The organism is Bacillus sp. LL01 (assembly GCF_001037965.1).
The window spans coordinates 428,421-451,158 of sequence record NZ_LFEL01000004.1 but is presented as its reverse complement, the minus strand read 5'-3'; the positions used below and the strand labels follow the sequence as shown (position 1 = coordinate 451,158).

The following is a 22,738-nucleotide window of genomic DNA, read 5'->3' as shown; positions in this document are numbered from 1 at the left end:
AAATGACTAAAGAAAAAACCTATGAAAATACGATGGCACCGAATGAAAAAGAGATGGAAAAGCTGGCGAAGGAAATGGAGCAGCTGAAGGAAAATAAAACGGATAAAGAACGTAGTCCGAAGCAGCATAAAAATAATAAGGAAAATGAAAAAGAGTAAGAATGCCTTCCAATATCTTTGGAGGGTTTTTTTCATTTTAAAAACGTATAGTACGACCCTATCAAAGCATAAATTTATTATTACTATAGAATCATCGTAAGCTTGTCTAATTAATAGAAATGCACGCCTAATTATCTAAATAATCTGTCAATTATTTGAGATGTGTGCATAGGATAAAGTAACCAACCCTAATTGTCACGGAGGTTGGATTCTTAAAATTTCACCAAGATATTTTATGAAAATAGTGATGAAAAGGTTCCTAGAAACGTAAAATTAATTAAATAGGGAGGGATATCGATGACAATGTCAGATGATACGAATTTTGTAGTGTCCAAAGAGGATTGGTCCCTCCATCGAAAAGGCCACGACGACCAAAAACGCCATCAGGAAAAGGTCCAGGAGGCTATTAAAAATAACTTACCAGATCTTATTACTGAAGAAAACATTGTAATGTCCAATGGCAGAGAGGTCGTAAAGATTCCAATCCGGTCTTTAGATGAGTACAGAATTCGTTATAATTATGACAAAAACAAGCATGTTGGCCAAGGAGATGGAGACAGTCAGGTCGGGGATGTTGTAGCCAGGGACGGGTCGGGTCAGCAAAAGGGTCCAGGTAAGGGGCAAGGAGCGGGAGATCAGGCCGGGGAGGACTATTATGAGGCAGAAGTGTCCTTAATGGATCTCGAAGCGGCACTATTCAACCAGCTGGAGCTGCCGAACCTGCAGCAAAAAGAGCGTGATGAAAACACCATCGAGCACTATGAATTTAACGATATCAGACGCACAGGTCTTATGGGGAATATAGATAAAAAACGTACTATGATGTCCGCCTATAAACGGAATGCGATGACAGGGACGGCAAGCTTCCATCCAATCTATCAGGAGGACCTCAAATTCAAAACATGGAATGAAGTGGTGAAGCCGGATTCCAAAGCGGTTGTATTGATGATGATGGATACGAGCGGATCGATGGGAATGTGGGAAAAGTATATGGCGCGTAGTTTTTTCTTTTGGATGACTCGATTTCTCCGGACGAAATACGAAACTGTGGATATTGAGTTTATTGCCCATCACACAGAGGCGAAGGTGGTCAGTGAAGAGGACTTCTTTTCAAAAGGGGAAAGTGGAGGGACCATCTGTTCTTCAGCATATCGAAAAGCACTGGAATTAATTGATACAAAATACAATCCTACACGTTTCAACATTTATCCCTTCCACTTTTCGGATGGAGATAATCTCACTTCAGACAATCAGCGTTGCGTTAAATTGGTCGCGGAGCTGATGAAGGTTTCCAATATGTTTGGGTATGGGGAAGTGAATCAGTATAACAGACACTCTACGTTGATGTCGGCATATAAGAATGTCAATGATGAGAAGTTCAGGCATTATATTTTGAAGCAAAAGCCGGATGTCTTTCATGCGATGAAGGAGTTCTTCAAGAAAGAGCAAAATAAAAAATTTGCTTAACTAAAACCAGCCGAGTGGGCTGGTTTTTCTTATGGGATAAAAGAAGGAATAAATGCTAAGCAAGTCGAAGTGTTTATGATGATACAAAAATAGTGATTACTTTGTTAGTAGGGGCGTTATTATGTTTGAAAATGTGGGGCATGTTTTATATCACGTGTTGATTATTTTGTTTCCAATCCTGTTTTATTATCAATTCTTGAATAAAAGAGTTACAGGAATTACATCCAAGGTAAATTACCGTTTTCTGGTAACGTTATTGATAATGCTGGTGTGTACAATGTCTTTCCCTATAGAAGTAACAGATGGCTCTTATTATGATCAAAAGATCATTCCGGTTATATTGGCATTTTTGTATGGTGGATGGTTGACGGGACTGACGGTACTGATAGCCATGCTTTATTATTTGTTTATCATTGGCGAGAGCAATTTTCTAGTGATGCTGTTGAACTATACCGTGGTTTCCGTATTTCTATTGGTATCCTCTAATATATATCGAAACATGACATTAAAAAAGAAAATATATATAATCTCCATATTGCTGTTGTTGGTCACAATCACTCGGGCCCTGCGGTTCATGCATAGAGATGAGCTTGGTGAGATTTTTTTATCTCTGATTGTTTCAGCTATTACGTGGGTTTCCCTAGTGACGGCAATATTAATTATTGAAAATCTGAATATGCAAATGCAACTGCAGCATGAACTACAGCGATCGGAAAAGCTGAAAGTGGTAAGTGAGCTTGCCGCTTCGGTTGCACATGAAGTCAGGAATCCGATGACATCAACACGGGGTTTCCTTCAGTTAATGAGCCAAGATGATAATCTTAATAGTTCCCAGAAAAAGTATATTAATATTTCCATTGAAGAGCTGGACAGGGCCCAATCTATCATTCAAGATTATCTTTCATTAGCTAAGCCCAATAAGCAGGGGATGAACAGGATAAATGTATCCATGGAGGTGGAGCATGTCATCCAGCTCATGTCCACCTATACGAATATTAAAAATACGCTGATCCGCCACCAAATAGAAAAAAATCTGTATATTAAGGCGAATAAGGATGAAATGAAGCAGGTGCTGATCAATCTGATCAAAAATGCGATAGAAGCTGTAGAAAAAGGCGGAACCGTTGTTGTGAATGCCTTTAGTAATCGAGAAACAGTTTTAATAGAGATTATAGATGACGGAGTGGGTATGACACCACAACAGGTTGATAGATTGGGAACACCATTCTATTCTACAAAGGATAAAGGAACTGGAATCGGTTTGACGATATCTTTCCAAATCATTGAGTTGTTACAAGGTAAAATTGAAGTGAAGAGTGAAGTGGGGAAGGGGACGACCTTTACCATCAAGCTTCCGGCGGAAACTAACATTAGCAGCTAGTTTTTGAAAAGTTAAGAAATTATATTATTCTGTTGAATTCCGTTCCAGGCGCTTCGCTTTCCGCGGGCGGTCCGAAAGCCTCCTCAGAACGCTTCAGGGGTCTTTCCAGTCCCTTCCTCCCACAGGAATCTGCGCGCCTTCCACTACAATCAACAAGGTAATTTCATTCACCGAAAGGATAACGTAAATCTATCTAACCAATTTAACTGGAAAATAGAATTAATATTTCGTTCTGGTAATTTCTAGCTGTGGATTGGAGCAAATGGCGTAGACTCCTGCGGGGGAGTAGCGGCAATGTTGAGACCCCGCAGGCTTGCCGAGGAGGCTCAAGGTCGCCCCGCGGAAAGGAACAGCGGCGATTAACCAGTCAACTAAAGTTTTTTATGTGACAGTCTTTGATACATAAAAATCAACAACGGTGTTTAACAGAATCTTTACATAAGAAAACCCCCGACTAATACTAGTCGGGGGTCTGTTTATTACTTCAACTTCACACCATGGAAGTAAGGAGTTCCACTGAAGTCTACAAATAGACCGGTAGCACCATTAGTTCCATAAACAAAGTCAGGATGTTGTAAGTAAACCATTGGAGCTTCGTCTACAAGAATCTCAGAGATTTCTTTGTACGCTTCGTCACGCTTCGATTGTTCAGTCTCAGAACGAGCTAGGTCAAGTAACTCATCCACGCGGTCGTTAGCGTAGAATGAACGGTTACCAGGAGCACCGAATGCAGAAGAGTGGAATAAAGCGTATAGACCGTAGTCAGCATCAGCTGTTACAGTAGTCCAACCTAAGATGAATAGTTCGTGCTCACCAGCGCCAGTAGCGTCAAGGAATGCACCCCATTCGATTGTTTCAATTGTTACGTCAATTCCAATTTGTTTCAATTGGTCTTGTACAAGGATTGCGATATCAGCACGTTCTTTAGAACCTTCGTTTACATATAGAGTAGTTTCGAAACCATCTTCGAATCCTGCGTCAGCAAGTAATTGCTTTGCAGCTTCTACATCATATCCAAGTGGCTCAAGATCTTGGTAGTTACCAACAACTGTAGGAGCAAGTGGTCCTACTGCCGGTACACCTTGACCATCTAAGATACCGTCAACGATATCGTTTTTGTTTACAGCCATGGAGATTGCTTGACGAACCTCTTTAATGTTGAAAGGTTCTTTTTCCATGTTGAATCCTAAGTAGTCCATACGAGTACCGCGAACACGAGTTAATTCGATTCCAGCACTTTCCAAACCTTCTACACGAGCAACGTCGGAAGCACCAACTTGAATTACATGAGCTTCACCAGCTTCAAGCTGTGCAACACGAGTAGCTTGTTCTGCGTTCACTACGAATTTAATGGAATCAAGGGCAGGAGCGCCATTCCAGTAGTTTTCGTTTTTGTTTAATACGATTTCAGCACCACGGTTCCAAGATCCGAATACGAATGGACCAGTACCAATTGGGTTTTCGTCTACTTTCTTACCACCGCTGTTCTCTTCTTCCATAGCAGAAGGAGCAATGATGGAACCAGCGTTATGTGCTAAGTGAGCTGGTAGTGGAGCGAAAGGCTTTTCTGTTACAAATTGTACAGTGTAGTCATCTACAACATTTACTTCTTTAATCATGTTAAGTACTACTGCACGTGGAGATGCAAATTCAGGATCGATGATGCGCTCGATCGTCATTTTTACTGCATCTGCAGTGAAGTCAGTTCCGTCATGGAATTTAACGTCATCACGAAGTTTGAATTCCCAAGTAGTTTCATCTACAGCTTCCCAAGATTCAGCTAAGGAAGGTACTACAGTTCCGTCTCCTTCATAAGCAGTTAAACGGTCAAATAGTTGAGTTGTTACGTTAGTTGTTGCAGTATCGTTCATTCCGTGTGGATCAAGTGTTGGAGCGTCAGATGAAACTACATACACTAATTCTCCGCCTTCTTGTCCTGCAACTTCTTCACCATCACCTGAACCGGTGTTAGTGTTTCCGTTTCCGTTAGTCGGTGTGCTGCTGTTACCACCACTACATGCTGAAAGAACTAGCATAAGTGAAAGCAGAAGCATGATAAACACATTCTTTTTTGTTTTCATGTAAAATTACCCCCCTGAAGATTTTGGTTTTTGTTACAAGATTGTAATCAATGGAAAAGCCATGATTGCTTATTATCATAATTCAAAAACTGAAAATTCACAAGAGTTGTTTTACAAGAATTTTAATAAATTTATTATTTTTGTAATAATTTAAAGGAAAATACAATTGAATATTACGTTTTTGTTAATTTTTTCATGCATATAATGAAAGCCAAATCTATGTAAAAAATCTACTAATCATAAAATTAAGTATGCTAAGACTCTTTAAAACTATTGTAATATTACGAATTAATAGCTATTATAGTATCTAGTTGTGTTGAATATTTAGAAATATTAAGTTTGTTACAAAGAGATGAAGGGATGAGAAGAGCGTATGGATCAACCACAAGCACAAACGACAACAGGAGTTCCAGTTACTATTGAAAATACGAAATCGGTTCGATGGAGATCTTTCTATAAGAAGCTGGCAAAAAATAAAGCTGCCATGGCTGGTGCCTTTATTATTATATTTGTTATTTTGATGGGTATATTTGCCCCCTTACTTGCGACACATGATCCGAATACAACTAATGTAATGAATAAGCTTCAAGGGCCATCAGCTGAAAATTACTTGGGTACGGATGATGTAGGACGTGATATTTTCAGTCGTTTACTTTTTGGTGCAAGAATTTCATTGGGGATAGGGTTTTTATCTACCATTCTTGGTGCGGTTGTAGGTGTCACACTTGGAATTGTATCCGGTTACTATGGTAGATGGGTGGATTCCCTTATCATGAGGATTTGTGATGTATTATTGGCTTTTCCTGGGATACTTCTTGCTTTGGCTATCGTAAGTGTTCTTGGAGCAAGTACAAGAAACGTTATTGTCGCTGTTGCATTTTATGCGATACCGTCCTTTGCTAGGATTGTCCGTGGTTCTACACTCAGTGTGAAGAAATTAGAATATATTGACGCAATCAGGGCGATGGGTGCGAAAGACTTTAGAATTATTTTCAAGCATATTTTACCGAATATTATGTCACCGATTATTGTACAAGCAACGTTGTATATTGCTTCTGCCATTATTACAGCAAGTGCTCTTTCCTTCCTTGGAATGGGTACAAGACCACCTACTGCAGAGTGGGGTGCCATGTTGAGTCAAGGACGTTCTTATATTGCTCAGGCTCCTCATATCACGCTATTCCCTGGACTTGTCATTTTGCTGGTTGTTATCGGATTCAACTTGATGGGTGACGGACTGCGTGATGCATTAGATCCTAAAGCGAAAAAATAATGGAGAAGAAGGTGAACTAACATGTTGATATATATCATTCGAAGACTTTTCCAAACAATTCCGGTAATGTTTGGTGTTACATTAGCAGTTTTTATGATGATGCACTTGATTCCAGGGGATGCTGCCCAGATTATGGCGGGGGAGCAGGCAAACCCGGAACAGATTGAAGCGATGCGTGATAAATTGGGATTGAATGATCCATTATATGTTCAGTACTTCAGCTATATCGGAAATGCGATTCAGGGGGATTTGGGAACTTCCATCCGTACGAACCGTGACGTTACATCAGAGATTTTTACAAGCAGGTTCTGGATTACCGTTGAATTGGCGATTTGGGGAACTATTCTTTCCGTCATTCTTGGATTGATTGCAGGTATTGTATCCGCAACTAGAAAATACACATTTGCAGATACCTCTTTAATGATTGTTGCGTTGTTTGGTATTTCCATGCCTAACTTCTGGCTAGGTATTATGCTTATCTATTTCTTCTCTGTAAACTTGGGCGTCTTGCCTGTTGCAGGTTGGGGCAATGACTGGAAGCAGATGATTTTACCTGTTCTAACACTTGGTACTGGTGGAGCGGCGATCATCGCGCGTATGACACGATCCAGTATGCTGGACGTTATTGACCAGGATTATATCCGTACCGCATATGCAAAAGGTGTCAGCGATAAATTGGTCATCTATAAGCATGCTTTACGTAATGCATTGATTCCGGTTGTTACCGTAGTAGGTTTGCAATTTGGTGGATTGCTGGGCGGAGCGGTAATTACAGAAACAGTGTTTGCCATTAATGGATTGGGACGATTAATTATCAGTTCCATTACAATGCGTGACTTCCCGATGGTACAAGGAACAATCCTTGTCTGTACGGTTCTGTTCGTATTTGTAAACTTCCTGGTGGATATCACATACCGTTTAATAAACAAACGTATAGACCTTAACTAAAGGACGGTGAAGAAAATGACAACAACAAAGAAAGATAAAATATTAGAAGTGAAAGGCTTGCGTACTTCCTTTTTTACAGATGAAGGGGAAGTAAAGGCTGTTGATGGAGTTGATTTTTCCATAGAAAAAGGAAAAACACTTGGTATTGTCGGGGAGTCAGGTTCCGGTAAAAGTATTACTTCCCTTTCCATTTTACGTTTACTTCAGGAGCCTGTTGGTAAAGTAGTAGGCGGTGAAGTTATTTTCAAAGGGGAGAACCTATTAGATAAAACCAAAAAGCAAATGATGCAGATCCGTGGAAACAATGTTTCAATGATATTCCAGGAGCCGATGACCTCATTGAATCCGACATTGACCTGTGGAGAGCAGATTGCAGAATCCGTCCGAATTCACCAAAAGCTTGGTCGCAAGGCTGCTTGGGTGAAAGCGGTGGATATGCTTCGTCTTGTTGGTATCCCTTCTCCGGAGAAACGTGCAAAACAATATCCGTTCGAACTGTCTGGCGGGATGCGCCAACGTGTCATGATCGCCATTGCCCTTGCATGTAATCCTGAGCTGTTGATTGCCGATGAACCGACTACCGCACTTGATGTAACCATTCAAGCGCAAATTCTGGATCTGATGAAAAAATTACAAGAAGAGCTTGGGACTTCCCTTATGCTAATCACCCATGACCTTGGAGTGGTTGCCGAGATGTGTGACAAGGTTGCCGTTATGTATTGTGGTAAAGTGGTGGAATATGCAGATGTCCAAACCATCTTCTCAAGCCCTAAACACCCGTACACTGTCGGTCTATTAAACTCCGTTCCAAAGCATGATCAAGATGTGGAAGGAGACCTATCTGTTATTGATGGATCTGTGCCAAGTCCATTTAACCTGCCACAGGGATGTCGTTTTGCACCACGTTGCCCGCATGCGAAGGACATTTGCCTAAGCAGTCTGCCTGACTTGAAAGAAACGGAAGACGGAGATCAAGTTCGTTGCTGGATCTATACAGATAAGTGGGAAGATGAGGAGGTTGCTGCTAGCCATGAGTAATCAAACATTATTAGAAGTGAAAAACCTTAAACAATACTTTCCAATTAAAGGTGGAGTCTTCGGTAGAACCGTCAACCATGTAAAAGCGGTGGATGATATCAGCTTCAGCGTCAAAGAAGGGGAAACGGTCAGTATCGTAGGGGAATCCGGCTGTGGAAAGTCCACGACAGGCCGTGCTATTCTTCGCCTAGATAATCCTTATGCCGGGGAAGTGAGCTTCCAAGGGGAGGACTTACTAGCTTTAAGCAAGTCCCAGATGAGAAAAAAACGCAAGGACCTGCAGATTATATTCCAGGATCCGTACGCGTCTCTAAACCCCCGTCAGACAGTAAGCCAGATCTTGGAGGAAGCATTGGAAATCCAAAATGTTGTCCCTCGTAAAGAACGACGTAAAAAGATTGTGGACTTGCTTGAAACAGTTGGTATCGGTGCTCATCAGGTTGACCGTCACCCCCATGAATTTAGTGGAGGGCAACGTCAACGTATCGGAATTGCGCGCGCGTTATCCGTAGATCCGAAGTTAATAGTGTGTGACGAAGCTGTATCTGCGTTAGACGTATCCATTCAAGCACAGGTTCTGAACCTGCTGAAAAGATTACAACGTGAATTCAATCTTACGTATTTATTCATCTCTCATGATCTTGGGGTTGTACGTCATATATCCGATAGAATCATTGTTATGTATTTGGGGAAAATTGTGGAGATTGCTGATAAAGATGCGCTTTTCGCAAATCCACAGCACCCTTATACAAAAGCATTATTATCTGCTATTCCTAGTACAGATCTAGGTAAAAAGAAAGAACGTATCATCTTGAAAGGCGACGTTCCTTCTCCAATCGATCCGCCTGCTGGTTGCCGTTTCCATACGCGTTGCCCATATGCGTTCGACCGCTGCAGAACGGAAGAGCCGAAGCTTCATGCGATTCCTGGTGTGAATCAGCAATCCGCTTGCCACTTGGTGGAAGATGGTGCTGTTGATTTCTCTCAATTGAAGACAAATTATTAATAGTTATGGATAAACCACTCTCAGCTGTTATTGAGGGTGGTTTTTTGATGTTTGTCGCTCATTGTAATAGCGATGTTGAGTTAGGATGTTACGTATGGAGCCCGAAATAGGGATGGAGTTTGAGATCCGGGAGTCATAGGGGTTGTATGGAGCCCGAAATAGGTACGGAGTTTGAGATCCGGGAGTCATAGGGGGTGTATGGAGCCCGAAATAGGTACGGAGTTTGAGATCCGGGAGTCATAGGGGGTGTATGGAGCCCGAAATAGGTACGGAGTTTGAGATCCGGGAGTCATAGGGGTTGTATGGAGCCCGAAATAGGTATGGAGTTTGAGATCCGGGAGTCATAGGGGTTGTATGAAGCCCGAAATAGGGTATGGAGTTTGAGATCCGGGAGTCATAGGGGGTGAATGAATCCCGAAATAGATATGGAGTTTGAGATCCGGGAGTCATAGGGGTTGTATGGAGCCCGAAATAGGTACGGAGTTTGAGATCCGGGAGTCAAAGGGGTTGTATGGAGCCCGAAATTGACACGGAGTTTGAAATCCGGGTGTCAAAGGGGTTGTATGAAGAGCAAAATGCACTTTCTACCTTATTCACTCGGCCTATGTCTGCTTATTCCGGGAGCATGAGTTCCAAGCCTACTAGACAAGGAACTAGATTAACACCTTCATGGGAACACTTGCCAATAAATAAAAAGCAGTAAGTGGAATGTAACTAGCCCCTCTTACTGCTTTTTATTTATTGACTATACATAAACTTTAAACGCCCATCTTTCTTCTGGTGTTGCTAGGCTTTTTCGTTTGTTGGCTTTTCATCTTTTGCGTGCCTTGTGGACCGTTAAAGTTTCCTTTGCCGCCAGCTGCCTGTTTCTTTTTGTTTTCCAATTGCTTTTTCATTGCTTCTTGCAGGCTGATCTTCTTTGGTTCATTACTTTCTGTCATATAGATTCCTCCTAATGGTCTTTGCTAGTAGATTCAGTATAAACTATTTCTGCCAAGAAAGGTAATATGAAATTTTTGCAAAATGGTAAAAGTGATTTATGTCTGAAAATAGCGAAAATATTTAATTCAGTAATTATTGTTGAAACTATTTTAGCATAGTGATAAAGTTATAAAAGTATTATATAACACTTGGAAGGTAAACGCTTCTGGTCTGTAATAGTGTGTATTTTATTAATAGAAATATTTAATAGGAAAACTTTTAAGCTTTTCTATTAAATCTTTTTATTAGAAACAAATAATGGAAGCGTTGCCAATATTGCAAGTGTTTTGAATCTAAAGGAAAAGGTGTGAACAGCATGATAGACATAATAATCGAGTGGAGTAATGAAATTCTTTGGTCATATGTTCTTATTGCACTATTGGTTGGCCTTGGAATCTTCTTTTCTTTGAAATCAAAGTTTGTACAGTTTACCCAGTTAGGGGAGATGCTTCGTCTTCTGAAGGAAAGTCCTTCCTCCAACGAAACGAAAAAAAGAGTATCTTCATTCGGAGCATTTTGTATCAGTGCAGCAACCCGAATCGGGACAGGTAACCTTGCCGGTGTGGCAATCGCCATATCACTTGGAGGACCTGGTGCTGTTTTCTGGATGTGGGTGGTGGCCCTGTTCGGCGCTTCCTTAAGCTTTATTGAGAGTACGCTCGCACAGGTGTACAAAGTGAAGGATAAGAGCGGATTTAAAGGTGGACCAGCCTACTATATGCAAAAGGCTATGGGAGCACGCTGGATGGGAATTCTTTTCGCGGTTCTGATCACGTTCTGTTTCGGATTGGCGTTTACATCCGTCCAGGCAAATACCATCACTGTCGCATTCCACGAAGCGTTCGGTGTGAACCGTTTGGCACTTGGACTAGTGCTGACGGGTATTGTTGCATTGGTAATCTTCGGTGGGGTAAAACGAATTGCTAAAGTTTCGCAAATTGTCGTGCCTGTTATGGCCGTTTCCTATTTATTGCTAGCTTTGTATGTCATCGCATTGAACTTGGGTGAAATTCCAGGAGTGATCGGTGTCATCGTCTCCAGTGCCTTCGGATTGAACGAAGCGGTAGCCGGAGGTATCGGTGCTGCCATCATGAATGGTGTCAAACGCGGATTGTTCTCCAATGAAGCTGGTATGGGTAGTGCCCCGGTTGCAGCAGCAACTGCGGATGTAAGTCACCCTGCCAAGCAAGGTTTCATCCAGACACTTGGAGTATTCGTAGATACCATCCTAATCTGTAGTGCAACAGCATTCATCATTTTACTTGCTGGGATTCCTGGTGGAGCGGAGATGGAAGGGATTCAATTGACACAAGTGGCACTGGCTGAACATGTAGGACCATGGGCAAGCATCTTTATTGCTATTGCGATTCTGCTATTCTGCTTCAGTTCCATTATCGGAAACTACTATTATGGTGAATCCAATATTGAATTTATCAAAGAAAGCAAAGTTGCTATCATGATTTTCCGATTTGCGGTGTTAGGAATGATCATTTTCGGTTCTGTTGCCAGCCTTAGCATGGTGTGGAACATGGCTGACCTGTTCATGGCATTGATGGCAATCACCAACTTGGTGGCTTTAGCCTTTATCGGAAAAATTGCCCTAGCTGTTCTGAAGGATTATTTGAAGCAGCGTAAAGAAGGAAAGGATCCTGTATTCTATGCGAGTAATATTGACGGATTGAAGAATACAGAATGCTGGGAAAAGGAAGAAGCATCGACCCTAGCTGACGAAAAAGGTGCATAAGTAAGTGGAGCTGCTGGATCACATGTGATCCGGTGGCTTTTTTAGTGTTTATGGTAGAACTCGTATTTATCATAGTCGTTCCCACCTACCTTATGAGATGCTAAACTAGATAATGGTAGGAAAAATCGAAACTGATTCAATGAGAAGGTGACTGCACATGCTTTATCGAACTAGAAAGCCAAGTCCTATTTTAGTCCCATGGGTGGAGGCTTTTTGGCACGTCCAATTGGATGCAGGACCAATCCCAAAGAGAGAAACCATTCTCCCCAATGGGAAAATTGAAATGATATTTGCCATTGATGGAAACTACACCGTCGTAAATCGCCAAACTAATAGAATGAAACAGTCCTGGTTATCTGGGATACAGCATGAACCGTTACATATCTCGTATCATGGAAGGTCAAATTTAATAGGTATTAGATTTCACCCAAACGGACTTTTTCCATTTTTAAATCTGCCTGTCAGCGAAACGGTAAACGTGGTGGAGCCATTAAATGAAATAATAGGAAAAGTTTATGACGAGTTGTTTGAAAGCATCTATCAAGCCACCTCTACGGAACGGATATTTTCCAATCTGGATCAGTTTTTAGTAAAGAGCATGGACCATTCAAAAGTAAAACAGATTAAGCTGATGATGGAGATTACTCGCTATCTGAAGACACATCCTGAACAATCCATTTCCCTTCTTGCAGACAAGCTAGGTGTTTCGCAACGTCATTTAGGGAGGGTTTGCCATGATCACTTGGGAATGACTCCTAAGCTCCTGGCTAGAATTTTCCGATTTGAAAAGTCGTTCAGCCATCTCTATTCACAATCGGATGAAGAGGACTTCAGGTCACTTATTGATTTGGGTTTCTATGATCAATCACATTTTATCAAGGAATTTAAGAGGTTTTCGGGAATGACTCCAGAAGAATACTAAGAGGAGAGCGGTAGAATCCAATAATTTTTTATAGTATGTCCGTTTTTTACAATGCATAAATTCACCATTCTTTTATTATAAGTGGGGGAGGAGGTGAAGATTTTGGAGATGCAAGATGTCATTGGGAGCATCAACTATTGGGCTGTGCTAGTGGCGGCTTTATCCGCTTTTTTTATAGGTGGGCTTTGGTATTCCGTTCTTTTCGGCAAGACTTGGATGAATATACATAACTTTACGGAGGACGAATTGAAAAAGTCAGTGGGTAGAGTCTTTGGCGGTGCGTTTGTTTTGGCAATTATCATTTCTTTTTCTTTAGCCATGTTTATCGGTCCTGAAAGTTCGGGGAGTTTTGGTTTGTTTGCCGGTTTTATGGCAGGTGCATTTTATGTTGCCGCAGCTTTGGGAATCACTTATCTTTTCGAGCGCAAACCGTTGAAGCTGTTTTTTATTGATGCAGGGTATCATATTGTGACTTTTTCGCTAATGGGATGGATACTTGGAATCTGGTCCTGAAAAAATTTTGAAATGGGGATGAATTCATGGAGGAAATGCTATTTAAGCAGATGCAGTTTGTACGAAACAGAACCATTGCAGCGTTGGATGCAACAACTGAAAGGCTTGCTGATGAGATGCCAGGTGGCGTGAGAAACTCCATCAGGTGGAATCTCGGTCACATTTTTGTTTCGCATGATACGGTGCTTTATCCTTTCATTGGCAAAGAACATCAAGTGCCAGAGCTTTATTTGGAACTGTTCGGAATGGGATCAAGCCCACTCAATTGGGAAGCGGAAGCTCCGTCCCTTCAAGAATTGAGGGAATATTTAGTGGCCCAGCCTACCCGTATCCAAAAGGACTTTGCCGGAAAGCTAGAAGAACCGATTCGACAGCCGTTCAAATTGGGAAATTATGAGCTAAGAACTGTTGGGGAGCTATTGAACTTTGCTATATGGCATGAAGGATTGCATCAGGGGACTATTAATACCATCAAGCGGGCAGTTGGAACAGAGGACTTGTGGAATAAAGTGACGGAAGCAAACCACCAGATGTAAGACAAATAAATTTGTTTTCGTATCTTATTTATAGGCTGTTTTCGTAAACTTTGTTGCTTTTTCGTATTTATAGACCAACCGTTATATTCCTTGCTATCGTGCTCTTTTCCTCGCGATACGGGATAGACTGCATGCCTGATTTAGAGTCGATGAGCTGTGAAAAATCCAAAGGCCGATTTTTCTTGGTAAAAAATCCAAAGGCCGATTTTTTACTAGTGAATAGCAACAATCTTTGAGAAAAGAGCCTATTTATACTTCAAACGTTAGGGTCTGGCATTTATCTAATATCAGGCCTTCTTTAAATCATCTTCAATAAGTTACAATTATAGAATTAATTTGTATGAAAATAATAGCTAATGTGATAAAATATCTTTAATTCGAGATATTTATATTCAGAGTTTCTATCAGGAGGTTATTATTTATGAAACATTTTCATCAATATCCAGCAACTTATGTAGGTGAAGTAAGAATAAAAGTGCAAAATCTACAACGCTCTATCAAGTTCTATACAGAAGTCATAGGATTTCAGCTACTAGATCAAAGTGAAGACAAAGCTACGTTTACTGCTGATGGTGCAACTGCACTATTAACGATTGTGCAACCGGAAAACATTCAACCGAAGCAACACCGGACAACAGGGCTTTATCATTTCGCAATACTTTTGCCTGCAAGAGCGGACCTTGGAAGCATGATACATCATTTCATTGATAGCAAGGTTAAACTGCAAGGTGCCTCTGATCATCTTGTTAGCGAAGCACTCTATCTTGCAGATCCGGATGGGAACGGAATTGAAATCTACACGGACCGTCCTGCAGGTCAGTGGAAATGGGATGATGGGGAGGTGGAAATGTCCTCTGTGGCGCTTGATGTTGAAGCATTGTTGAAAGAAGGGCAGGACAGACCATGGCAAGGGCTTCCAAAGACTACGGTCATGGGGCATATTCATCTACATGTTTCACAACTTAAAGAAACAGAGGAATTCTATACAAAAGCGCTCGGGTATGAAGTGGTCACCCGCTATGGCGGGCAGGCATTGTTTATTTCAACAGAACGTTACCATCATCATATTGGTCTTAACACTTGGAATGGTGTTGGCGCAGGTGCACCTGATGAGAACACGGTTGGACTAGAGTGGTTCACGTTGGTTGTTCCTAGTGAAGGAAAGAAGAGGAATGTGGTAGAAACGCTGAAATCATTTGGTGCTAAAGTCTATCAGGACAATGGAGATTATTTCACGGAAGACCCATCAGGAAATAAAATTAGATTGGTATAACGTCAGACCCCTTTTTTTCGAAGAATAAGTTTATAATTCCGTTGATTTCCGTTCCAGGCGCTTCGCTTTCCTGCGGGCGGTCCGTAAGCCTCCTCACTCCGTTGCGGGGTCTTACCTGTCCCTTCCTCCCGCGGGAGTCTGCGCGCCTTCCACTACAATCAACTAGGTGGTTTCATTCACCGATTGAATAACGAAACCCCCTTCTAATATAAAGGGACTGAAATAGCCATGATCCTAACTTACTTAAGAATTCTAGCTGTGGATTGGAGCAAATGGCGGAGACTCCTTGAAAATGCGAGCATTTTTCTGCATGAGATGTATCGCTTCCGGAGCCTTCCTTGTCCTACGGGTGAGAAGCGACAATCTTGAGACCCCTCAAGCGTTTGTGAGGAGGCTCAAGATCGCCCTGTGGTAAGCGTAGCTATTTGCGGAAAGGAACAGCGGCGATTAACCAATCTACTAAAATTTTTTAGCTTTAAAAGGGCCTGGTGGTTTGCCCGTTTTTTTTATTTAGCTGTTGGAATTTGTGCGACTTTGACTCCTATTGAGATATAGCATAGTAAATTGAATACTCTTCCACTAACTGACACATGATAAAGGTAACTACAGGTATAATGGGAGCTATCTATGAAAGAGCATAACATTCAACTTACAACGCCGGAGATTGCGGCATTATGGACAACCTACATACAGAATAGCACCACAATATGTTTTTATAAGCACTTTCTGCAACAGATGGAAGACTCGGAGATTGAGCATGTGGTCAAGGAGTCTTTATATTTGGAGCAAAGGTATAACGAAGAGATAGAGAAGATTTTTATAAAAGAGGGATTCCCGGTACCAGATGGCTTTTCAGACAAGGATATAAATATGTCCGCACCTCCTCTATATACTGATCTTTTTGCCCTGAGTTTTACCTATAGGGTTGGCCAGATGACGGTTCCTTATTATGCAACTGTGCTGACCAAGATTGCTAGAAGTGATGTTGTTGCATTTTTTAGCGAGTGTCTGAAAACATCAACTAAGCATTATCGGCATGCGCTTGACTTGATGTTGGCGAAGGGGATTTATGATCGCCCACCAAAAATTCCGTATCCAAAGGCAGTTCAGTATATTCAGGAACAACAGACCATCCTAGGGACTTGGTTTGGGGAGAAGAGACCGTTAAATGTAATGGAGCTTGGTGAGATATTCTATGTGATTGAGCGCAATTACATAGGAATGGTGATGCTTATGGGGCTAACGCAAGTAATGAAAGATAAGGAAATAAAGGAGTATTTGGAAAAAGGCAAGGAGCTTGCGGAAAAACAGGTGGAGGTCTTCAACTCGGTATTGAAACAGGAGAACCACCTTGGAAATATCCCTGTGAGCATGGAAGTCACAGACTCCAAAATATCCCCGTTTTCAGATAAGTTGATCCTGTTTCTGATTACCACTACAAGTTCCACCGGACTTTACCTATTGGCATATGCCATGTCAACTTCGATGCGAAAAGACCTTACTATGCACTACTCATCCATTATCGTGGATGTCGCAAAATATGGAGAAGATGGTCTGGAATTGCTCATTAAAAGGGGCTGGCTAGAGCAACCGCCACAATCCCTAGACAGAAAAAAGCTGCAGGAATAGGATGCGGAAATTTAGTTGATTGCAGTGTAAGGCGCGCAGACTCCTGTGGGAGGAAGGGACAGGAGAGACCCCGCACGCGCGAGCGAGGCCACTGAAAAAGTACTGAATATTAGTTCTTGGGTAAACACCACTGTTGATTTCCGCAAATAGCTTCGCTTATCCAGAGGGCGACTTTGAGCCTCCTCGGGCTGCGCCCTGCGGGGTCTCAAAATTGTCGCTACTCCCCTGCAGGACAAGGAAGGCTACGGCAGCGATACATCGCACGCAGAAAATGCTCGCATTTTCAAGGAGTCTACGCTATTTGCTCCAATCCACAGCTAGAAACCATTAAAAACAATTCGTTTTCAGTTTTTCAGTGCCCTCCGCGCGAACCGAGGAAGCTCCCGGACCGCCCGCGGAAAGCGAAGCGCCTGGAACGGAGATCAACTGTCTTAGGAAACATTTACATATCAGGACTCCAACATCTGCTTGCTTGAGATGAAGCATAGCTATACTTTAGCAGCACTCAACTTCAAGTTCTTTTCGTAATGGTCAAGCTCCGCATCAAGTTGGAATCCGGCTTTCTGGTAGAGCCTGATGGCATTTGAGTTTGTGGTATTCACACATAATTGAAGGGAGTCCATCTGCTTAAAAGAAAAAATCCAAGCAACCGCACACTTCAAAAGTTCAGTGCCAATCCCTTCCCCTTGAAAACGTTCATCCACTGCAAAAAACTCAATACTCGCCTCAGAGAACTCCGGTTCCACTTCTACATAAATATAGCCGGCCAAATGGTCTTCTTTTTTTACAACAAAAACTTTTCGATGCTCAGTCATTCGTTGGATTATTTGTTCCCCGTCATAATATGTTTTGGGGAAGGTGCGATTGTGTAGATCAATCATCTCTTTGTATTGTTTTGGAGATATTTCCTCTAGTATTGGATGTTTTGCGTAGTTTCCACCTGTTCGATCCATATTCAAGATAGTCTGCTCACTCTTCAAAATGAATTCATTGGTAGATGCTAATTTTTTGGCAAGTACATTTTTCTTGTTGGGAAAGAGATAGAGCTTGTCCACTTTGGATGGAATTAATTTCAACATCTGCTGAAATAATAGTGACTCCAGATCCAAATCATCCCTGGCTACAAACGGGCCCCAGACCTCCGCCGATCTTTGCTCCAAATCCGCATCAAATCCAATTGAACCAGCAAGAGTATCTCCCTCATATGCCAGTACAAAGGATTTTTCATAAGGAACGTCTGTAAATTCGTCTCGTAAGGTGGAAGCGATCTCCTCTTTTTTCTTACCGCAATACCCGATATGGGTTTCTGCATTTCCATTCAGCATGCTGATAAATTCAGCCGTTGAATCAATGGTATCCCTCGCAGTGGCGTTCACTATCTTTAATGTCATCTGATTCATCCTCTCATAAAAAAGCCCAGGTATATAAATACCCTGGACTTTACAGATTATTTAAAATTATAACATAAATCGTTAACGTTTTATCAGGGTTCGTACCCCGTGATAAATTAAGGCAAGTGAGAATACTAAAACGGTAATGACGCCCAAAATACTAGTGATCGGCTCAATAGCAGCAATTGTTCCTGTCAAAGGCACTCTAAGAAGTGCAAATCCAGCTAGCATGGCAGCAAAAAACAGAAGAATTCGTTCCATGTGACACCCTCCTTTCCCTTTGCTAACACTATATGTGCATAGACTTAAAAATGTTAGCGTTTTCATAAAATTTCCTTTGGATTGCGCATTCTTCAGTTATGAAATAGGAATAATAGGGTAAATAGAAAGAAAGAGAAAAAGAGTGGGAGTGAGAGAATGGAAGATATAAAAGATTCCGTTAAAGAATCTTTTCTGGCAATATTACCAGTTTCAGCGGTAATTATTTTACTTCAAATTTTTCTGATTGGACTTCCTTTTGAGAAGTTCCTGTTGTTTTTAATCGGTTTATTGATGGTGACCTTTGGACTTATGTTCTTCCTGATGGGGGTCAATATTGGTCTTTTACCGGTGGGGGATATGATAGGTCGGGCACTTCCGAAGCCAAAGAAGAAGTGGCTGATTATTGTTGTGGGATTAATACTAGGGATAGCCGTTACCGTTGCAGAACCTGATGTACGGGTGTTGGCAACACAGGTGGACGAAGTGTCAGAGGGTAAAATCACTTCTACCCTCCTGATTCTTTCCGTTGCGCTTGGGGTGGGTATATTTGTTGCCTTAGCTATGATAAGGACAATCTATAAAATTAAGCTCCCCTACTTATTAATGCCTGCATACCTAATTGTTTTCATAATTGCCTTTTTCACACCGGAGACATTTGTCCCAATTTCGTTTGATGCCGGTGGAGTGACGACAGGACCATTGACCGTTCCGTTTATACTGGCACTTGGTGTCGGTGTGGCGTCTGTCATGAGAAAAGACGAATCCTCCAGTGAAGGATTTGGTCTGGTTGCTTTGGCTTCAATCGGACCGATCTTGGCGGTCTTACTGTTAGGGGTGATTTACCAATGATTCAAGATGTATTTGATGGTTTCGGTGAGCTGTTACTCGAAGTAACCTTTGCATTGGTACCATTATTAGTTTTTTTCCTTGTTTTTCAATTTATTTTCTTGAAATTGGACTGGGTTAAACTGAGGAAAATTCTATTAGGTTTTGGCTTTTCATACATAGGGCTGGCTCTATTCCTTCAGGGGGTCCATATCGGCTTCATGCCTGTTGGAGAACGGATGGGAGAGAGCTTGGGGGAAATGTCCCATTCGTGGATCTTAATTCCTATCGGCTTTGTATTGGGGTTTGTGGCGACAATTGCTGAGCCTGCAGTTCGTGTATTGAATAAGGAAGTGGCGGATGTGACGGATGGATACATTTCCAAAAAGGCGATGCTTCTTACGCTTTCTGTTGGCGTAGGTGTTGCCATTGCCCTTTCCATGCTCCGTATCCAATTTAACTTTTCCGTATGGTACTACATTATTCCCGGTTATCTCATTGCGTTTATTCTGCTGTTTTTCACCAAGAAAATCTTCGTTAGTATCGCCTTTGATTCGGGTGGTGTGGCAACAGGGCCGATGACTGTCACGTTTATTCTTTCTATGGCGGTCGGAGTTGCTTCTGTAACGGAAGGAAGTGATCCTTTGACGGACGGTTTTGGAATGATTGCGCTTGTAGCACTTGCTCCGATCATTTCTGTGCTTGTATTGGGGATAATTTACAAAAAAGAAGTGGAAGAGAACGGGTAGAATCATAGACTGCACTTCAACAAAAAGGGGAGCTGAAATCCAATTGGTTTCAGCTCCCTTTACTATCCCCCTTAGTTTATTTCAAGTGGTCTTAAACTCGCTTCGATTTCTTCCCTTTTCTGTTCTAAAAACGGGGGGAGTGCGAGTTTTTCTCCCATTGTTTCCAGCGGTTCGTCTGCACTGAATCCAGGGGTGTCTGTTGATAGCTCAAAGAGTATTCCGTTTGGTTCTCTGAAGTAGAGAGCCTTAAAATAGTACCTTTCCACTTCCCCTGAGTTTGGAAGGCGTGTTTCCCTTACTCGCTGAACCCAGTGATTGAATTCTTCTTTGTTTGGAATGCGGAACGCTACATGGTGCACGCCGCCTCGTCCGATTTTTTCAGGCGGAAGATCCGGTCTTGTCTCAATATGAACTTCTGCTCCAGCGCCGCCTTTTCCTGTAGCATATACCTCAATAGCAGGAAAGTCGCCCTTAAGCGATGGATAGGACCCAACATGTCTGAATCTAAGGACATTGGTCAAGATACTGGCTGTTGGAAGAGCTGATTTGACCGTTAATGTTACAGGTCCAAGTCCGACAATGGCATGCTCCTTTGGTATCTCCTGCTTCTCCCATGGTACTCCAGCCGGTACACCATTTTCACCGTTGTCCGCAACTAAAATTAGCTTTGTCCCTTCGTAATCCTCAAATGCAAGTGTGTCTCGGTTTGCTCGCTTTTTTATTTCTTCCTGTTTTATGTTTAAGGCCTTGAATCTGCCTTGCCAGAAATAAAGTGATTCTGTAGTCGGCACGCGTAATGAAGTGGCGGAGATGCTAGAAACCCCTTCGTGCGTTCTACCAAGCCCAGGGATATCAAAAAAAGTGATTTCTGTTCCGGGGTTACCGACGGCGTCTCCGTAAAACAGATGATAGGAGGATGTATTATCCTGGTTTACGGTCTTTTTAACAAGACGCATACCAAGAACCTCTGTGAAAAAATGATAATTCTTTTCCGCTTTTGCTGTTAATAAAGAAACATGGTGTAAACCTAACAGTTCCATAGGTTATCACTCCTTGTATGTGAATGGTTTCAATAAAATTATCTCGAATTCAAGATAATTATAACATGATGAAATTGTTTCTGCAATGTATGAAATTTATTAGAAAAATACAAAATTTTTAGTTGTTTCTTGCATTTTTATTGCTAAATCTCACGTTTCAAAATATATTTATAATATATATATGTAGGAGAGTGATGAGAACTTGGATAGTATACCCTATGACTCGATAATTTTATTAGGGGCATTGTTAATATTATCAGGATATTTTTCGGCATCTGAAACAGCTATTACGAGCGTAAACAAATTGCGCCTCCGTAATCAGGCAGACAACAATGCAAGAGCAAAACGCTCATTAAACATGGCAGAAAACTTTGATCAAAGTGTTTCTACAATCTTAATAGGTAATAATATTGTTAACATTGCAATGGCTGCGATAGCAACAAACATTGCTACGCAAATGTATGGGCCAACTGGCAGTACACTTGCTATTACGACAGCGATTATTACCATAGTAGTCCTTGTTTTTGGGGAGATTTTGCCGAAGTCTTTAGCTAAACAATATGCAGAAAAATATTTACTCTTAATATCTGCTTCTTTAATGATAGTCATGAAACTCTTTTATCCGATTACATGGATGTTCGTCCAGCTGAAAGTAGGTATCAAAAAACTCCTTGGAGCAGATAAGGAGGAACCTACTGTTACAGAAGAAGATGTAATTGCTATGGTGGAGATCGGAGAAGAGGAAGGGACTTTTCTCACACAGGAACGAGTACTGCTGCATAATGCAATAGCGTTTGATGATATCGTTGTCAAAGATATTCTGACGCCAAGGCCAGATGTTGTAGCCATCTCTGAAGAGACGTCTATTGAAGAAATTAAAGACATTTTTGTAAAAGAACAGTATTCGCGCTTACCTTTATATGAGGGATCAATTGATAATATAATTGGAGTCATTTCACATAGAGACTTTTTCGCTCAATATGTCCAGAATCCTGACTTTACTTTGATGGACATTGCCCGCAGTCCATTCTTTGTCATCGGTTCTGCTAAAATATCCAATCTGTTGAAAGAACTGCAAACCTCCCAAAACCATCTTGCCATCGTATTGGATGAGTATGGAGGAACTGCAGGTATCATCTCGATTGAAGATATCATCGAGGAGATTGTTGGGGAAATTTGGGATGAGCATGATGAGAATGAAAACTTTGTGGAAGTTCTGGATGAATTGAAATTCAGAATGGATGGGCGGCTGCCTGTTGAAGAATTTACGGAATTATTGCAACTTGAAGTAGCCGATTCCACTGCAAACACTTTAGGCGGCTGGATATCCGACATGCTCGGCTACCTTCCGAAAAAGGGAGAACGAGTTGAATGTGAAAGCTTTGTCATTCATATTGAAGAAGTGAAAAAACACCGAATCCAAAAAGTAGTTGTAGAAAAAAACGTAGATATCGTGTTCTCTGCCTAATTTTTTATATTATTGTTGGTTCTGGCATCGAAATGGGATGCCAGGGCCTTTTTA

The 22,738-nt window shown here is 41.6% G+C and carries 21 protein-coding genes; 16 read left to right on the top strand and 5 right to left on the bottom strand.

Going from position 1 to position 22,738, the window contains the following annotated elements:
• The first annotated feature begins 2 nt into the window (after positions 1-2).
• The 3 genes from AB685_RS31320 to AB685_RS14700 all read left to right on the top strand — a co-directional run bounded on the left by AB685_RS31320 (position 3) and on the right by AB685_RS14700 (position 3,006).
• Complete coding sequence (locus tag AB685_RS31320; RefSeq protein WP_157860723.1) at positions 3-158, top strand: hypothetical protein; 156 nt, start codon at positions 3-5, stop codon at positions 156-158.
• A 297-nt stretch (positions 159-455) separates the two neighbouring features.
• Positions 456-1,625, top strand: coding sequence for a sporulation protein YhbH (gene yhbH, locus AB685_RS14705; protein WP_047971335.1), 1,170 nt, complete (start codon positions 456-458; stop codon positions 1,623-1,625).
• 121 nt (positions 1,626-1,746) lie between these two features.
• Positions 1,747-3,006 (top strand): ATP-binding protein, encoded by a 1,260-nt coding sequence (locus AB685_RS14700; RefSeq protein ID WP_047971334.1) that lies wholly within the window; start codon positions 1,747-1,749, stop codon positions 3,004-3,006.
• A 479-nt stretch (positions 3,007-3,485) separates the two neighbouring features.
• On the opposite strand, the gene AB685_RS14695 is transcribed toward AB685_RS14700, so the two are convergent.
• Positions 3,486-5,087, bottom strand: a complete 1,602-nt coding sequence (locus AB685_RS14695) for a glutathione ABC transporter substrate-binding protein (protein WP_047971333.1) — start codon at positions 5,085-5,087, stop codon at positions 3,486-3,488.
• A 373-nt stretch (positions 5,088-5,460) separates the two neighbouring features.
• Here AB685_RS14695 and AB685_RS14690 point away from each other — a divergent pair, with 373 nt between their 5' ends.
• The 4 genes from AB685_RS14690 to AB685_RS14675 are packed head-to-tail and all read left to right on the top strand — an operon-like array spanning position 5,461 to position 9,352.
• Positions 5,461-6,360: an ABC transporter permease gene (locus AB685_RS14690; protein WP_047971332.1), complete on the top strand. Its 900-nt coding sequence runs from the start codon at positions 5,461-5,463 to the stop codon at positions 6,358-6,360.
• 21 nt (positions 6,361-6,381) lie between these two features.
• Entirely contained in the window at positions 6,382-7,308 is a 927-nt protein-coding gene (locus AB685_RS14685; RefSeq protein WP_047971331.1) for an ABC transporter permease, read from the top strand.
• A 15-nt stretch (positions 7,309-7,323) separates the two neighbouring features.
• On the top strand, positions 7,324-8,346 hold the full coding sequence (locus AB685_RS14680) for an ABC transporter ATP-binding protein (RefSeq protein ID WP_047971330.1): 1,023 nt from the start codon (positions 7,324-7,326) through the stop codon (positions 8,344-8,346).
• The gene (locus tag AB685_RS14675) at positions 8,339-9,352 is read left to right on the top strand and encodes a dipeptide ABC transporter ATP-binding protein (protein WP_047971329.1); all 1,014 of its coding nucleotides are present in this window, start codon (positions 8,339-8,341) and stop codon (positions 9,350-9,352) included. The genes AB685_RS14680 and AB685_RS14675 overlap by 8 nt, the downstream gene beginning before the upstream one ends.
• A 758-nt stretch (positions 9,353-10,110) precedes the next feature.
• On the opposite strand, the gene AB685_RS14670 is transcribed toward AB685_RS14675, so the two are convergent.
• Positions 10,111-10,293: a hypothetical protein gene (locus AB685_RS14670; protein ID WP_047971328.1), complete on the bottom strand. Its 183-nt coding sequence runs from the start codon at positions 10,291-10,293 to the stop codon at positions 10,111-10,113.
• A gap of 356 nt (positions 10,294-10,649) precedes the next feature.
• Here AB685_RS14670 and AB685_RS14665 point away from each other — a divergent pair, with 356 nt between their 5' ends.
• From AB685_RS14665 to AB685_RS14640, 6 genes are all read left to right on the top strand, one after another.
• Positions 10,650-12,077, top strand: coding sequence for an alanine/glycine:cation symporter family protein (locus AB685_RS14665; protein ID WP_047971327.1), 1,428 nt, complete (start codon positions 10,650-10,652; stop codon positions 12,075-12,077).
• A gap of 157 nt (positions 12,078-12,234) precedes the next feature.
• Positions 12,235-12,999: a helix-turn-helix domain-containing protein gene (locus AB685_RS14660; protein ID WP_047971326.1), complete on the top strand. Its 765-nt coding sequence runs from the start codon at positions 12,235-12,237 to the stop codon at positions 12,997-12,999.
• Positions 13,000-13,107: 108 nt separating this feature from the next.
• Positions 13,108-13,512 (top strand): DUF1761 domain-containing protein, encoded by a 405-nt coding sequence (locus AB685_RS14655; protein ID WP_047971423.1) that lies wholly within the window; start codon positions 13,108-13,110, stop codon positions 13,510-13,512.
• A 26-nt stretch (positions 13,513-13,538) separates the two neighbouring features.
• Positions 13,539-14,048 carry a DinB family protein gene (locus AB685_RS14650; RefSeq protein ID WP_047971325.1) on the top strand — a complete coding sequence of 170 codons (510 nt, stop codon included), beginning with the start codon at positions 13,539-13,541 and terminating at the stop codon, positions 14,046-14,048.
• Positions 14,049-14,469: 421 nt separating this feature from the next.
• Complete coding sequence (locus AB685_RS14645) at positions 14,470-15,321, top strand: VOC family protein (RefSeq protein WP_047971324.1); 852 nt, start codon at positions 14,470-14,472, stop codon at positions 15,319-15,321.
• Between the two features lie 627 nt (positions 15,322-15,948).
• Entirely contained in the window at positions 15,949-16,950 is a 1,002-nt protein-coding gene (locus AB685_RS14640) for a DUF3231 family protein (RefSeq protein WP_047971323.1), read from the top strand.
• A gap of 488 nt (positions 16,951-17,438) precedes the next feature.
• Here AB685_RS14640 and AB685_RS14635 read toward each other — a convergent pair whose 3' ends face one another.
• The gene (locus AB685_RS14635) at positions 17,439-18,341 is read right to left on the bottom strand and encodes a GNAT family N-acetyltransferase (protein WP_047971322.1); all 903 of its coding nucleotides are present in this window, start codon (positions 18,339-18,341) and stop codon (positions 17,439-17,441) included.
• 81 nt (positions 18,342-18,422) lie between these two features.
• Complete coding sequence (locus tag AB685_RS14630; protein ID WP_047971321.1) at positions 18,423-18,602, bottom strand: hypothetical protein; 180 nt, start codon at positions 18,600-18,602, stop codon at positions 18,423-18,425.
• 156 nt (positions 18,603-18,758) lie between these two features.
• Here AB685_RS14630 and AB685_RS14625 point away from each other — a divergent pair, with 156 nt between their 5' ends.
• Positions 18,759-19,451, top strand: a complete 693-nt coding sequence (locus AB685_RS14625; RefSeq protein WP_047971320.1) for a DUF1538 domain-containing protein — start codon at positions 18,759-18,761, stop codon at positions 19,449-19,451.
• Positions 19,448-20,176, top strand: coding sequence for a DUF1538 domain-containing protein (locus AB685_RS14620; protein WP_047971319.1), 729 nt, complete (start codon positions 19,448-19,450; stop codon positions 20,174-20,176). Before AB685_RS14625 ends, AB685_RS14620 begins: the two co-directional genes overlap by 4 nt.
• Before the next feature lie 71 nt (positions 20,177-20,247).
• Here the strand turns inward: AB685_RS14620 and AB685_RS14615 are convergent, their stop codons facing one another.
• Positions 20,248-21,216, bottom strand: coding sequence for a ring-cleaving dioxygenase (locus tag AB685_RS14615; protein ID WP_047971318.1), 969 nt, complete (start codon positions 21,214-21,216; stop codon positions 20,248-20,250).
• A 202-nt stretch (positions 21,217-21,418) separates the two neighbouring features.
• On the opposite strand from AB685_RS14615, the gene AB685_RS14610 reads away from it, so the two are divergent.
• Positions 21,419-22,684, top strand: a complete 1,266-nt coding sequence (locus AB685_RS14610; RefSeq protein ID WP_047971317.1) for a hemolysin family protein — start codon at positions 21,419-21,421, stop codon at positions 22,682-22,684.
• The last annotated feature ends 54 nt before the right edge of the window (positions 22,685-22,738 follow it).